The sequence below is a fragment of the Leptospira yasudae genome (assembly GCF_003545925.1).
GTDB lineage: Bacteria > Spirochaetota > Leptospiria > Leptospirales > Leptospiraceae > Leptospira > Leptospira yasudae.
The window spans coordinates 39,133-54,231 of record NZ_QHCU01000005.1; the positions used below are offsets into that span (position 1 = coordinate 39,133).

At 46.9% G+C, this 15,099-nt stretch carries 11 protein-coding genes; 7 read left to right on the forward strand and 4 right to left on the reverse strand.

Going from position 1 to position 15,099, the window contains the following annotated elements; genetic code table 11:
* Positions 1 to 139: 139 nt before the first annotated feature.
* Positions 140 to 1,051 carry a serine O-acetyltransferase EpsC gene (gene epsC, locus DLM76_RS14430; protein WP_118956825.1) on the forward strand — a complete coding sequence of 304 codons (912 nt, stop codon included), beginning with the start codon at positions 140 to 142 and terminating at the stop codon, positions 1,049 to 1,051.
* On the opposite strand, the gene DLM76_RS14435 is transcribed toward epsC, so the two are convergent.
* Together DLM76_RS14435 and DLM76_RS14440 are read right to left on the reverse strand one after the other, a co-directional pair.
* Positions 1,048 to 2,790 carry a family 2A encapsulin nanocompartment cargo protein cysteine desulfurase gene (locus DLM76_RS14435; RefSeq protein ID WP_118965647.1) on the reverse strand — a complete coding sequence of 581 codons (1,743 nt, stop codon included), beginning with the start codon at positions 2,788 to 2,790 and terminating at the stop codon, positions 1,048 to 1,050. The two genes, epsC and DLM76_RS14435, sit on opposite strands and share 4 nt — an antisense overlap.
* Positions 2,777 to 3,715 (reverse strand): family 2A encapsulin nanocompartment shell protein, encoded by a 939-nt coding sequence (locus tag DLM76_RS14440; protein WP_118965648.1) that lies wholly within the window; start codon positions 3,713 to 3,715, stop codon positions 2,777 to 2,779. The genes DLM76_RS14435 and DLM76_RS14440 overlap by 14 nt, the downstream gene beginning before the upstream one ends.
* Before the next feature lie 759 nt (positions 3,716 to 4,474).
* On the opposite strand from DLM76_RS14440, the gene DLM76_RS14450 reads away from it, so the two are divergent.
* Both DLM76_RS14450 and DLM76_RS14455 read left to right on the forward strand, forming a co-directional pair.
* Positions 4,475 to 6,691, forward strand: coding sequence for a PAS domain-containing sensor histidine kinase (locus DLM76_RS14450; protein ID WP_118965650.1), 2,217 nt, complete (start codon positions 4,475 to 4,477; stop codon positions 6,689 to 6,691).
* 69 nt (positions 6,692 to 6,760) lie between these two features.
* Entirely contained in the window at positions 6,761 to 7,321 is a 561-nt protein-coding gene (locus DLM76_RS14455) for an NADPH-dependent FMN reductase (protein ID WP_118965651.1), read from the forward strand.
* A 139-nt stretch (positions 7,322 to 7,460) separates the two neighbouring features.
* Here DLM76_RS14455 and DLM76_RS14460 read toward each other — a convergent pair whose 3' ends face one another.
* Together DLM76_RS14460 and DLM76_RS14465 are read right to left on the reverse strand one after the other, a co-directional pair.
* A complete protein-coding gene (locus DLM76_RS14460) occupies positions 7,461 to 9,533 on the reverse strand; it encodes a 7TM diverse intracellular signaling domain-containing protein (protein ID WP_118965652.1) in 2,073 nt (690 codons plus the stop codon).
* Positions 9,534 to 9,698: 165 nt separating this feature from the next.
* Positions 9,699 to 10,637: an alpha/beta hydrolase gene (locus tag DLM76_RS14465; protein ID WP_118956817.1), complete on the reverse strand. Its 939-nt coding sequence runs from the start codon at positions 10,635 to 10,637 to the stop codon at positions 9,699 to 9,701.
* A 617-nt stretch (positions 10,638 to 11,254) separates the two neighbouring features.
* On the opposite strand from DLM76_RS14465, the gene DLM76_RS14475 reads away from it, so the two are divergent.
* From DLM76_RS14475 to DLM76_RS14490, 4 genes are all read left to right on the forward strand, one after another.
* Positions 11,255 to 12,733 (forward strand): adenylate/guanylate cyclase domain-containing protein, encoded by a 1,479-nt coding sequence (locus DLM76_RS14475; RefSeq protein ID WP_118965654.1) that lies wholly within the window; start codon positions 11,255 to 11,257, stop codon positions 12,731 to 12,733.
* A 63-nt stretch (positions 12,734 to 12,796) separates the two neighbouring features.
* Complete coding sequence (locus DLM76_RS14480) at positions 12,797 to 13,330, forward strand: ATP-binding protein (RefSeq protein WP_118956814.1); 534 nt, start codon at positions 12,797 to 12,799, stop codon at positions 13,328 to 13,330.
* Between the two features lies 1 nt (position 13,331).
* A complete protein-coding gene (locus DLM76_RS14485) occupies positions 13,332 to 13,703 on the forward strand; it encodes a hypothetical protein (protein WP_118956813.1) in 372 nt (123 codons plus the stop codon).
* 4 nt (positions 13,704 to 13,707) lie between these two features.
* Positions 13,708 to 15,090 (forward strand): class I SAM-dependent methyltransferase, encoded by a 1,383-nt coding sequence (locus DLM76_RS14490; protein WP_118956812.1) that lies wholly within the window; start codon positions 13,708 to 13,710, stop codon positions 15,088 to 15,090.
* Positions 15,091 to 15,099 lie beyond the last annotated feature (9 nt).

Here is a 15,099-nt window from a genome sequence, read left to right on the forward strand (position 1 = left end):
CCCGCGGTTAAAAATATTCAAAAATTGTAACATATATTCCTGGAATGCGGAAGATATTCTCCAGAATTTTAAAATGGGGATTTCTTAATACGGGCTTTCTTTTCATAAGACTGTAAGTCTTGTGGAAGAGGAATTTCGGATGAGCGAAAAAGAGTTCAGCCCCACGCATTTCGGCATTTCCCCGGAAGAGGGAAGATATAAAAAATTCATCGAATCGATCTTTCAAAAACAGAACGAAGATCCGCATCGTTACGGCGGGCGCAAGGTCGCCGGAAATTTCATCAGCGAGCTGTTCAACATTATCTTTGCGGGTTACTTTTCGGACGTTACGTTTCGCGATATCGCCCACGTGGAGGACAGTCTTTCCGAATTCTTCCTGCACACCAAAGACAAACTCTATCCGTATCTTTCGAGTCACGAACGTTCCTTTTCAGAACATCTTACCATCGACGGAGTTTTGGAACGGTTTCGGGACGAACTTCCTTCTTTATATGAACTGATTTGGCAGGATGCGATCGCCGCTTTCGAAGGAGATCCGGCCGCGGAAAGCGTTAAGGAAGTGATTCTCGCGTATTCGGGTTTTTACGCGATCGCGGTTCATCGGGTGGCGCACGTTCTTCATAAACTTGCCGTTCCCATTTTCCCGAGAATGTTAAGCGAATACGCGCACGAAAAAACGGGGATCGACATTCATCCAGGGGCTTCCATCGGAAGATCCTTTTTTATGGATCATGGAACGGGTATCGTAATCGGAGGGACTTCCGTCATCGCGGATAACGTGAAAATCTATCAAGGAGTTACGCTCGGCGCCCTTTCCGTCAGTAAGGACATGGCTACGTTAAAGCGACATCCCACGATCGAGGAGAATGTGATCATCTATGCTGGCGCGACGATTCTAGGAGGAGAAACGGTGATCGGAAGGAACAGCATCATTGGAGGAAACGCCTGGTTGACCCATAGCGTTCCTCCGTATTCGATCGTGAATCAAAGAAACGAGGTTCGGGTAAGAACCTCGAAAGAACTCGACGACGTAATCGATTTTACGATTTAAAGCGGTCCCGAGGTTCTTCCTCCTTTCAGATTCAGCAAAGCGGCGACTAACGCGTCTATGTCTTCGCAGGTGTTGTAAAGAGCCAGGGAAGGTCTTACCGTACTTTCCAATCCGAAACGGCGCAGGATCGGCTGGGCGCAGTGGTGACCGGATCGAACCGCGATTCCTTCCAAGTTCAAATACTTACCCACGTCCTCGGTTTTAAAACCGTCCATCACGAAGGATAAAACTCCCGCCTTTTCTTTTGCGGTTCCGATCAAACGCAAACCGGGCACTCGTTGCAGCTGAGAAGTTCCATACTCCAAAAGGGAATGTTCGTAATCCGCGACGTTCTGCATTCCGATTTGATTCAGATAATCGATGGCCGCTCCGAGACCGACCGCGTCCGCGATGTTTCCGGTTCCCGCTTCGAATCGAAACGGAGCCGGTTGATACACGGTCTTTTCAAAACGTACATCTTCGATCATGTTTCCTCCTCCTTGCCAAGGAGGAATCGATTCGAGAATATTCGATTTTCCGAATAAAACACCGATGCCGGTCGGCGCGAACACCTTGTGACCCGAAAAAACGTAGAAGTCGCAGTCTAACGTCTGTACGTCGATCGGAATATGGGACACCGCTTGCGCTCCGTCCACAAGAACCTTGGCTCCGAGACGATGCGCCCGTTCCACCATCGGAATCACGGGTGTAACGGTGCCTAACGCGTTGGACACTTGCGTGATCGAAACGAGCTTGGTTCTCGGGGTGAGAAGTCGTTCGTATTCGTTCAAAATGATTTGTCCGGTTTCATCGACGGGAACGACCTTCAACTTTGCGCCTTTTTCGGAACAAAGCATCTGCCAGGGAACGATATTGGCGTGGTGTTCCAGCCAGGTGATGAGAATTTCGTCGTCCTTACCGATGTTTTGTCTTCCCCAGGTTTGGGCGACCAAGTTGATCGCTTCGGTGGCTCCTCGAACGAACACGATTTCGTTGCTGGAGGAAGCGTTCAAAAAACGAGCGGTCTTTTCGCGCGCGGCTTCATACGCATCGGTGGCTCTCGCCGCCAGCGTATGAGCGCCTCGATGAATATTAGAATTTTCTGTTTCGTAAAATTTAGAAATTCTATCGATGACGCTTTGCGGTTTGTGCGTGGTCGCCGCGTTGTCGAGCCAAACGAGATCTCTTCCGTTGATCTTTTCCTTCAGAATCGGAAAATCCTTTTTCAAAGAGGAGATATCGAATTTTCCCGAAGAGATATCCACGTTCGGAATCAGACTCGGAGAAAAACTATACGCGTCTTCGATCCGAAGATTCGACACTTCCGTTTGCGGAAGAAAAGAACGCACGTCGTCCAAAAACGAAAACGAATTCGGAAGAGAAGACGCGGAGGAAAGCGAAGGTGCAGCGGGGAGAATTCCTTTCGGATTCAATTCTCCGGGAAAGGAGGGAAGTCCGGTTCCGGCCAAGAATTCATCGGGAATTCGATTCAGATCGGATTCGCTTAAACTCAGTCCATAAGAATTCGTGAATGTTTGACCGGTGCGAACGGGAGCGCTCGTTTGTACGGGCGGTTTCGATTCGGAAGGAGAAAGATCCGAAAGAATCAATTCATCCACTCCGCCGCTTCGAGGAAGGGAACCGAACAGTTCCGTCGCCATCGAAACGATCTGATTGGGATCGATCAGTCCGCGTAATTCTTCCGATTCGCCAAAGCTCGAGTCGTTCGGGAATTTCGGGAAGAAATCACTTGTACTCATGGTAGTTGCCTACGTCCACGTTCTCAAGAACTCCGATCGCATCGTCGGTAAGAATCGCAGCGGAGCAATACAAAGAAATCAGATACGAACCGATTGCGGAACGATTGATTCCCATAAAGCGAACGGAAAGTCCCGGAGTTTGTTCACCGGGAAGACCCGGTTGAAAGAGTCCGATGATTCCTTGTTTCTTTTCTCCCACTCTTAAAAGAAGAATATTGGTTTTACCGGAAGTGGTTTTCGGTTTGCTTTCTCCGTCTACGAGAAGTTTGTCGCAAGGAACGATCGGAAGTCCTCTCCAAGTGAGAAACTGCGCGCCGAAAAGAGAAACGGTAGCGGGCGGAACCCCTCTGCGTGTACATTCTCTTCCGAACGCCGCGATGGCAAGCGGATGCGCGAGAAAGAAAGAAGGTTCTTTCCAGACTTTCGTGATGAGTTCGTCCAAATCGTCCGGAGTAGGAGGTCCTTTGCGCGTGGAAATTCTTTGCGATTTAGGCGCGTGTATTAGCAAACCGTAATCCGCGTTGTTGATGAGTTCGTTTTCCTGGCGTTCCTTTACGCTTTCGATCGTTAAGCGAAGCTGCTCCTTGATCTGATCGTGAGGCGTGCTGAAAAGATCCGAAACCCTCGTGTGAACGTCCAACACCGTTGAGATGGCGCTTAACGTGTATTCTCTCGGCTGCTCTTCGTAGTTTACGAAGGTTTCCGGAAGAGGTTGTTCGTCCTTTTGTCCGCAAAGAACGTCCACGCTCGTATTGTCTTTCACTCGGTTTACGCGGAGAGTTCCGGATTCGAGAGGTTTCCAATCCAAAAGACGAACGAGCCAGCGAGGCGTTATCGCTCCGTACTGGGGTGCCGTTTTGGTGGTGTTCGCTAATTTGCGCGCGGCGTTGTCGCCTAAGGAATGTTGTACGGTCGTATCAGCCATGCCGATTGCTCCTGAAGTTCTAATTCGATCGGGACCGAAAGAAGAGTTTCGATTCTTTCTTTGGAAAATAAGCTCCGTATATTTCGATTTTTGAATGTATAATATACTGAGCAAAGGAACAGTATATTATACAAATATTACATTCTAAAAATATGAACTGATTTAGGGTCCTTAACAGAAGAGCATCGTTGATAGTCTTTGGAAAATGAAAATCATTTTTTAAAATCGTATCGTTGTTTTGAATGAATTTTGTCGAAAAGGAGTGGGCGGACTTGTCCGCCTCCCGAGGTTGGTCGGCTTTTGTAGGGAGTCTCCTCAGGAAAAGGATTGGGGATAAACTCCCGATCCAAATTTTGGAAATCGGAAACCGCACAGTTTCAACGATTCGATTGAATCGGCAGGAGATTCAAAACGAATCTACGGTTCAAGGATTGATATTTTATGAATCCTGTCTCGGAAGAAGTTCGGATTATAAGAAGACGAAAACGATTCCCGTCTTTTGTCTCTGGCCGATTTTTACACAGCTTGGAAATAAATTTCTGGGTTTCTTTCACAACTGCTTGGATTCGAATCTGTCTTTGTCAAATCCCGTTCTTTCTTTCCGCGGATCGGGTGAATTCTCCCTTTATCGGTTCAAAGATTCGTTTCTAAGAACGAGTTCGTTCTTTTGAGCTTGACCGAGAGCGGGGTTTTGTTCAAAATATAGCGCGTTACACATTCTATTCTGATCAAAAAACGTTCGGAATACATTACTTTACGATGATTCATATTCTTCAAACGATTCTCGAACAAGCGCACGCAGGTTATTGGGAGAAAAACTTTGTCGATGGCGCCAGTTACCTAAGCCCTGCTTGGAAAGGAATGCTCGGTTATCGGGAGGATGAATTGGAAGATTCGATCCGCACTTGGCAATCGCATATCGTTCCCGAAGATCTGGACCCGATCCGAAACGAGTTTGAGGATTATTTAAAGACGGATGTAAGTCAGCCTTACGAGGCGGACATCCGTTTTCTTCATAAGAACGGAAGCATCGTTTGGTTTAAATGCACTTGTAAGGTAGTCGAAGTGGATTTGAAGGGAAAACCGATCTTGATGATCGGCACCTATTTCGACGTTACGAAATCCAAAAAGATCGAAACCGAACTGCAGCTTACCGTGGACCGGCTCGCACTGGCTACGCGTACGGCGAGAGTCGGCATTTGGGATTTTGATCTGATCGATGGGAAGGTTGAATGGGACGATACGATGTTCGACCTCTATGGAATCAGGCCGGAGAATTATCACGGAGCCGTGGCGGATTGGGAAAGAAGTCTGCATCCCGATGACAAAGAACGATGTATGCTCGAGTTCAAACAGGCCGTATCGGGTGAAAAGGATTTCGATACTCAGTTTCGAGTCGTTTGGCCGGACGGTTCCGTACATCATATCAAAGCCATCGCGATCGTTCAACGTCTCGCTTCCGGAAAACCGTTTCGAATGCTCGGAACGAATTGGGACATCACCAAACACAAGAACGCGGAAATCGCATTAAAAGAAAGTTATGAACTCAACAAGGTCTTTATCGAAAAGGCGCCTTCCGCGATCGCGATGTTCGATACGAACATGCGTTATATGGCGGCTTCCCAGCAATGGCTGACCGATTATCATCTCGGAGGAATCGAAATCATCGGTCGTTCCCACTACGAGATCTTTCCTGAAATCGGTGATGATTGGAAACGGATTCATCAGGAATGTCTACAGGGCAAGGTGATGCGGAAGGACGAGGAATCCTTTACCCGTTTGGACGGATCGATCCAGTGGATCATCTGGGAAGTAAGACCCTGGTACGTCTCGCAGAACGTCGTCGGCGGCATTCTCATGTATACCGCCGATATCACAGCTCTCAAAAGAAAGGAATTCGAAAGAAGCAAACTGGAAGAGATTCTTACCCGAACCAACGAGGCGGCTCAGATCGGTTCTTGGGAATTGGATCTGGAAACAAACACACGGATTTGGAGTAAGGTCACTAAGGCCATCTTCGAAGTTCCGGAGGATTACGTTCCCGGAAACGAGGGTGCGCGTTTTTATAAAAACGAGAAGGAGCGCAAACGAGCGGCCGACAAACTGGAGGAATCCATTCGAACCGGAAAGCCCTTCGATCTCGAAATCGAAATCGTAACGGCAAAGGGAAATCTTGTTTGGACCCGTTCCGTAGGAAAACCGGAATATTTGAACGGTAAGTGCATCCGCGTTTCCGGAACGTTTCAAAACATCCACGATCAAAAGCAGAGGGAACTCGCGTTGCAGAGAACCCTCGACATCATGAACGATCAGAACGAAAGATTATTAAATTTCGCTCATATTGTTTCGCACAATCTCCGTTCGCACGCGGGAAATATCACCATGCTTTTAACGATTCTGGAGGAATCGGAAAGCGAAGAGGAACGGCAGGAAGTCGTTCGATACATCACGAAAGCCTCGGACAGTTTGATGGATACGATTCTGAATTTGAACGAGGTCGTATCGATTCAAACGAATAAGAATCTTCAAAACACGGAAATCGTTTTGCGGGAATACATCGATAAAGCAACTCGGACGATCAGCGGAGAAATCCAAAAGTATCAGGTTCAGATCAAAAATCTGGTTTCGGATTCGATTCGAGTACGATGCAACCCATCTTATATGGAAAGTATCCTTTTGAATTTCTTAACCAACGCGGTGAAATACAGACATCCCGACCGTATTCCGGAAATCATTCTCAGCGCAGTGTATGAAAAGAATCGTCTCGTATTGAGCATCGCCGACAACGGACTCGGGATCGACATGAATAAAAACGGGGATAAACTTTTCGGAATGTACAAAACCTTTCACAACAACCGAGACGCGAAAGGCATCGGTTTGTTCATTACCAAAAATCAAGTGGAGGCGATGGGGGGACGGATCGAGGTGGAAAGCAAGGTCAACATCGGCACCACGTTTCGAATCGTTCTTCTCTAAGAAGGAACGCGAAAAATAGGAAATTTTTTTATTCCAAAACGACGGACGGAACGCTCTAAGTGTTACGCTATGAAAATACTTTCAATTTCGGGAAGTCTTCGTTCCCAGGCAACCAGTTCCTCTCTTCTTCGCGCAATCGCCAAAGTCGCCCCTGCGGATATGGAGTTTATCACCTATACGGAGTTAGATGATCTTCCGTTTTTTTCCCCGGAGCGGGATGGGGAGAATTCTCCCGAGGTCGTACTGCGTTATCGGGAAGCTCTGAAAAACTCGGACGGAGTTTTGATCTGCACTCCGGAATACGCGCACGGAATCCCGGGCGTTTTGAAAAACTCTCTGGATTGGGTCGTCGGTTCGGGAGAATACGTGAATAAACCCGTGATGGCTCTCAGTTCCTCTCCTTCGTATTCGGGCGGTGAGAAAGCCCATGCGTCTCTTCTCACGACGCTCAAAGTGATGAACACGCATATCGTCGAAAAGGCTTCGTTTCCGATTCCTTTGGCGCGCCGAAAGGTAAATGAAAACGACGAACTGATCGGAGAAGATACGATCGAAACGTTTCGAATCGCGCTTCAGGAATTTGCAAACTCCATCGTAGAATCGAAGTCATCGGTGACGGATAACGTGTGACGGCGGTCGATTCCGTTGTTTCGAAATTTACGATCTTACTGTTTTGATCGGGGCAAATCGAGTATCGAATTCTGCGTCCATCTTATCGGATCCACGGTTTGTCGGAACAATTTAGAGTGAATCCTGGACAAAACTTTTTTTAGGTCTTTCGAAGCGTGGATGTCTTTCGCAACGCTTTGAGATAAATCTCTGCGGCGTAATCTGTGGGATCGATTTTGAGAACGGAGGCGAAGGAGTCTTCCGCGCGGTCGAATTGTTTTAACAGAAAATTCGTGACTCCCTTTTCGAATTCGTATTTCGTATCGTTTCTTAGATCGATCTGAAATTGGGAAAGTCCTTCGTAAACGTCGAAGATCACGATCTCGTCCTCTTTTCCTTTTACTTTGGCTCTTCCGATCAAACGCATCTTGTAGCGGGTCGGATCGGGGATCGTCTGCAAAGTCTTTTCACTGATGAGAATGGAAGAATCGAATTTTTTCGTAAGACCTTCGATTCTAGATGCGAGATTGACCGTATCCGAGATCACGGTGCCTTCCATTCTTTCTTCGGTTCCGATCGTTCCGAGCATCAGGTGACCCGTATGAATTCCGATTCCGATCTTGATCGGTTCGTATCCGGTCTTGAGTCGATGATGATTGTACAATCGGACTTCGGATTGCATCTCGATCGCGGCGCGTAGAGCGTCTTCTCCCGATTCGGGAAAGAGCGCCATGATCGCGTCTCCGATGAACTTATCCACAAAACCTCCGTTCTGAATGACGAGAGGATTCATCCGTTTCAAATAAGAATTCAAAAAATTGAAATTGTCTTTCGGGTCCATCTTTTCCGAAAGTTTGGTGAAATGTCTTATATCGGAAAAGAAGATCGTCATTTCTTTTCTCGCCTGATCTCCCAATCGAATGTCGCTGATGTCGTCCTTCCCCAGATGATTTAAGAATTGTTTCGGTACGAATCGTTCGAAGGACTGCGTCATCACCGTTTGTTTTTTCAACGCTTCTTTTTGGTTTTCGATCAGCTTCTTTTGAGCTTCCTCCTTTTCCTTTTTTAAGATATTGATTCGGTCCGCGAGCGCCAGAGACAACAATAGGACTTCAAAGGAAGAGCCGAATTGAATCGAATATTCCGTTACGAAGTTGGAGGGAAACAACGTAAGCGTTTTCAGAATGTAGGTTACGATTCCCAATAAGAGGAAGATCCACGCGGAAAGATAAAATCGGGCGGCGCGATATCCTTTGAAGATGGAAACGAGACCCGAGGAGATCAAAAGAACCACCATCAAAAACACATAAGCGATCGCTAATTTGATTCCGATCGAAAAGTTGAGTCCGAGAGTTAGAACGGAAGAAATCATTCCCAAAAAGAAATACGAGAGAAGAATCCGATCCAAAAGCGGATGATAGGATTTCATCCGTAGGAATTCTCTTGAAAATAGCGCGCCCCAGCCTCCTCCGAAGAACATAAAAAACGGAAGTGAAGAATTGGCCCACCAGATCGAATCCGGCCAGAGATATTGGAAGGCAAGTCCGTTTAAACAAGCCTGAAACAAAACGTAACCGGTTAAGAATAATACGTAAAAGAGATAGGATCTGTCCCTGGTTCCGATAAAGAGAAAAAAATTATACGCCATCATGGCGATCATGATTCCGTAATATAATCCGAACGTTTTCTGTTCATCCACGATATGATTGGAAAACTCGTTTGCGGACCACAGAGTCATCGGAAACTGCACGGAACTTTCCGTGAGAATTCTCACCAAAAAACGGTATTCCGTTTGCGGAGCCAAACGAACGGGAAAGATGAAATTCTGATGCCGGATCTCTCTCGTTCCAAACGGAAGTTTATCTCCCGAGGAGAGGGTTTGCACTTCTCCCGTATCCAGATTTTTAACGAACACCTCGATCGAATCGATCAGCGGATATGCGAGTTCGTAGAGAACGAGTTTGGAATTCTTCTCGGCGTTCTTTACGTTAAACCGAAACCAATGCGCCGAATCCGAATACCCTAGATTTACCTTGCTGACTTTTTGAAAGACAAGTTCTTTGTTGCTTAGATCCGCGGGCTTGAGAGAGGCGTGATCGTCCTCGTATCGTTCCACATAACCGATGAGATTGGATTTTTGAAACCCGGAATCGAGGAGCAGGCTCTGAGAGGACAGAGGCAAAGAAAGAAGGAGAATCGAAAAAAATAAAGACGCTCGGATTCTAAATCCCATATTTCGCTTCCTTTGCTTTGTCCGGATCGACCCACCGGCCGAGTCCCGGACAAAAGCGTGAAGGAATATGGAATACCCGATTTATAAAAAATCAATAATAAATTGACTAAATTATTTCGAAATGTCCGTTTAAAACGGAAGTTCGCTTATCAAAAGCGGGGTTTGTCATTTCGTTTTCTTCTTTTTGGGAAGCGTCTTTTTTTTCGCTCCGGTCTTTTTTTTGGAAGAGGCGGTTGCGGCGTTCTTTTTCGATATTTCGTTCGAACCGTTTTGTCGATTGCCTTGAACCTCGCGCGCGGACGTATCGTCTGAATCCGAAAGATAGGAGTCGATTCTCCGTGCGACTTTTTCCCAACCCTCGTCGAGCATCATGTTGTGGCCCATTCCCGGAAAGATTTCACTTTCCGCCTGATACGCGTTAGCCGTTCGTTTCACTTCCCACGGTGCGAAGAACCTGTCCTTTTCTCCTCCGAGAACGAGGAGAGGGGTTTTTACCTTTTTCGGTTTCGGAAGAGTAAGAACCAGCATATCCAAAAACGCAAGGAAGGATTCGTCCTGCATCTGAGAAGCGTAGTGAAGCGCTTTTTCATCGCTGATCGATTTGGAGAAAAATAGTTTTCTTCCGATCTTCGGATTTTCGACGACGGGGAGAAGGGACATTGTCAACAAAACCTTCAGGAATTTGATCGGATGTTTGAGTAAAATTTCGAGCGTGATCTTAAAGACACCGTGCGTGGGAACGCTCGCAAGCAGAACAGCCTTCGGTACATGCGTATTTTCTAATATTTTTTGAACGACCAAACCGCCCATCGAATGACCGATCAAGATCGGAGGTTGAGGAAGTTGATTTAGAACCTCTTGGACGTCCTGAACGTAGTTTCGGATCGAATGCCAGCGAAAAGATCCGCCTCGGTTCGAACTTTTTCCATGACCTCTCATATCCAAAGAATAAACGTCGTATCCCGCTTTTTGAAAATAGGGGATAAAATTCTCTTTCCAACACCAAGCCCCGTGCCAAGCCCCGTGCGCGAACAGAATGGGGGGATTTTTGGCTGAAGTCGATTTGGAAGTTTTTAAAGCGGGGTTGTGTTCAAAATGGATCATCGTCGTTTGCAATCTCCGGTTGCAGGTTTCTCGCTTTGGAAGTTTCTCGAATTCCCGTTTTTTTTTCGAGAAGATTTTCCCGCTTTAAAAGAGGCTTTTTGCTTCATTTTTTCGGTGTTTTTGACTGAAAAGAAACGCGAAGGTCCTGGATACGGTTTGTATACGAATCCGGGAGCGGAGGAAGGATGGATTCTCCGCTTTCAAAGAAATAATCTCTTTTATAGCTTACATTCAATTTTTATAAAATATCGATCGTTACGGATCGTGCTGCGATTTTCACAATTTCGATTTTTCCATTTTTAAAGATGTGGAAATAACTAGTTGACTAATGTCAAAAAATCTGTTAGTCCGTACTGGCGGTTTGCCGCAACGGCTACCGAGACCTGAAAAGGTCGCAGGATCTTCAGTTTCAAAGCGTTGCAAATTCAGGGTTTCAGGCTGCTGAGACGAATCGAATCTCGATCGCCTTCAGCTCGTTACGAACGATAGGCAGGTTTTGACGATGCAAAACAGAATAGGATCGAAAACGAATCCTTTCGATATTCCGCTTTTGTTCCTCGCTTTTTCACGTTCGTATCGAATCCGTAAGACGATTCTTTGCGATCGGCGGACTTAGTATGTTGGATCTTCAGAATAAGGTTTCCAGGGCCTCCAAAATTCTGATCGTCGAAGACGAACGGATCGTAGCCAGGGACATTCAGGAGATCCTTCAAAAAATCGGTTATTCTTCCATCGGAGTTGCAACTAACGGTGAAAAGGCGCTCCAGATGGCGCGTACGATCAAACCCGATTTGGTTCTGATCGATATCGTATTGGGAACCGGCTTTATAGACGGAGTGGAAACCGTCGTAAAGCTGAAGGACGTTTTGGACGTTCCCGTCATCTACGTAACCGCGCACAGCGACGAGGCTACGCTTCGAAGAGCGCGGGTCACTGAACCCTTCGGTTACATTCTCAAGCCGGTGAACGTGCGGGAACTCGAAATCACGGTCGAGATGTGTCTCTATCGTCATAAAATGGAAAAACGGTTTCGGGAAGACGCGAGTTGGTTTACCACGACGTTGAGCTCCATCGGCGACGGAGTGATCGCGACGGATTCCGTTTCCAAAGTTAAGTTCTTAAATCCGGTTGCGGCTTCTCTTTTAGGCGTGGAAGAAAAGAACGTTCGAGGACGAATCGTGGACGAGGTGATGAATCTCCGGGATGATAAAGGAACCGTCATTGAAAACCTGATCTCGTACGCTTCGATCAATCATTCTCCTTCCGTATTCGAGCACGCGATTCTTTCGGGTTCCAATGGAAGAAATATTCCAGTGATCTGTACGATCGCTCCGATCCACGACGTGAACGGTTCTTCCCAAGGCTGCGTTTTTACTCTGAGGGATATCAGCGAATTGCACGCTAAATCCGAAGAACTCAGCAAACGTATGGAGGATGTGGAACAAGCGAAACGTCTTTTGGAAAAATATTTTCCGGAAAACTTGGTGGACTATCTCGTCGATGAACGCAGACAAACGGAACTCGAAGGGAAGAACGTTCAAGCCACGATGTTGTTCTGCGACGTTCGTAATTCCACCGGAATCGCGGAACAACTTAATCCGGACGAGTTTGCGGCGTTCTTGAGCGAACTCTTTACCGGACTTATGGATCTTACGTATGCGAACGGAGGCTCCGTCAATAAACTGTTAGGCGACGGGCTTTTGATCACGTTCGGTTGTCCGTTTCCGGAAGACGAGGACACGTTGAATTGCGTCCGGCTTGCGCTCCAAATCCGGGAGTATCTGAGAGCATTTAACGAAAGCAGAAATCCGAAATTGAAAACGCCGGTCGCCATGGGAATCGGTATCTCCACGGGGAACGTATTCGCCGGAAACATCGGTTCTTCCCGTCACATGGAATACACCGTGTTAGGTGATGCAGTGAACACGGCGAGCAGACTCGAGGCATTGACGAAAACCACGGGTCATGATATCCTGATCGACTCGCTCACATACGAATCGATTCGTCACGAAATCAACGTCGAAGCCGTGGGAATGTTTCAGCTTCGAGGAAAAAAGGAACCGCAGGAAGTATTCTTCCCGGTCGGTATGTTATGAAGATTCCAACGCCTCATCCAACGTTGGAGAATATGTGCGGCCGTAAAAAGCCCGGAGGCTCGGATGGAAAATAGTCAAAAAAATAACGAAGGCAAATTGCTTGAGATGAAACTGCGCCCGGTTTGGGCGGAAATCGAAAGGGCTCGAGAAAGCTGCCGTAGCTTTTTAGAAGAAATAGGTTCGTCCGACGAGACGAGAGACGCCCTTTGTATGATCGCATCGGAGATTCTCGAGAACGCGATCAAATACGGACATTTTACGAGCGAAACGCAGGAGTTCACGTTCAAACTCGAATCCGGAAAAGACGGAATGCTCGTACAGGCTTGGAGTCCTCTTCCATCCGCGGGGATCGTCGAAAATTTAAGACGACTTGATTCCATCATTCAATGGATCCGAAGTTATCAATCTCCGTTTCAAGCGTATTTGGAAAGGTTAAAACTCGTCGCGGGGCAACCTTTAGAGGATAACGAAAGCGGTCTCGGATTGATCCGCATCGCATACGAGGGAGAAGCCATTCTAGATTTTTACGTGAACGAAGACGATATTCTCTATGTCTCGGCGCTACAACCGAAATTGGACAGGGAACAGGTGGTTTGACATGAGCTTAAACAATCAGATTTTTTCGGAAGACCAGCTTCAGTTAGAGGTTGTAGACGGAGACCAGATTGAAATTCGTTGGCTCGGTAAAAGCGTTCAGAGAAACCCGAGTCAATTCATCATACCGACGTTGGCCGATGTCATGAAACGAGGAGCGATGCAGAATAAGGCCGTCATCTGGGACTTTAGACAATTGGAATATATGAATTCTTCCACCATCACTCCGGTGATCAAAACTCTGGAGATGGTCAAGAAGGGGACCGGTAAGGTGAAGCTCATCTACAACAAAGGCAAAAAATGGCAGGATCTGAGTTTCTCGGCTCTTCGAATTTTCGAAACTAAGGACGGAAGGATTCAAGTAGTAGGGCAATGAGTTTATGATTGTGGAACATACAATCTCGGGGGAACTGCGAACGAATGGAAGCGCCATCGGCGTGGAAATATGCGGTCACACGCGTTATTCGTTTCAGATTCGTCTTCCCAAACCGCCTTCCTACTTCGTGCCGTTCAACGCGGACGGATTCATCATAGAACTGGACGGAAAAAAAATCGAATTGGGCCGATGCAGAATGCTTCCGGTCAAGGACGCGTCCACTCCTCAATACATCGTCCTTCTTCTCGACGACACGATCGACGTGGCGGATCTGATCGGCAAAAGAAGATTTACGGTTTACGATACGGGGCTTTTCAATCTTCAACTCATTCTCAATCAAAAAGAAAAAGTAACGCAACACTTTAAGGAATACAGTTCCAATCTTACCTTCGAGCTGAACGTATATAAACAATTCTTCGACGAATTGGATCGGAAATTTTTAAAGGAACCGGGTCCGGTTCAGGATCATCTCCATCAGATGATCATAGAAAGGGAAGGACAGACGTTTATGGAATTCTTCGAATCGAAGGTTCTCGAACTCGAAGAACACACGAAGGATTTCTCGAAGGACGAAAACGAAGCGCACGGATTCTTTTTTAGAAAACAGGTTTGGGATTTTATTCTGCATTCCGCGTTTATGCTCCGAACCAATTTAAAACCGAGAGGTTACGCGGGCGACTACGAGATGATGAGAATGATCTATGAAAACGATATCATCGGAAAAACTTTGTTCGCGCGTTTGCTTCACAGTTATCCAATACAAATTCCCGCAGCGAACGCGGTGCGCAATCGCCGCAGGATGATCTCCGATCAAATCCGGGAAGCGGTGGAAAACCACAACACGTCCGAATTTAGAGCGATGTCCGTTGCATGCGGTCCCGCTGAGGAAATCGGAGACGCGTTCAGCGATATAGAGACCAATAAGAAGATTCATTTTACGCTCCTCGATCAGGATATGGAAGCGCTTCGAGTCGCGATGAACACGGTCAATCAGCTCGAACTGGAAAAGGGAATTTCCATTCACGTAAAATACATCAACGATTCGGTGCGATCCATGCTTCGCATTCGGGATCTTCCGGGAGCCTGGGGAAGATTCGATTTTATCTATTCGATGGGGCTCTTCGATTATCTGACTCCGCCCGTGGCAAGAGCCGTACTCGCTCGGCTCTTCGAAATGTTGCGGCCGGGTGGAAAGCTGATCGTCGGAAATTTTCACGTCAGCAATCCGAATAAGGCGTTTATGGAGTATTGGTTGGATTGGGTTTTGTATCACAGAACGGAGGAAGAGATGCTCGAATTGGCTTCGACTCTTCCGGGACACAGACGTATTTTTTTCGAGGAGACCGGCTGCCAGATGTTTCTCGAAATACGCGTACCAAACGGTTAAAACGGTCAA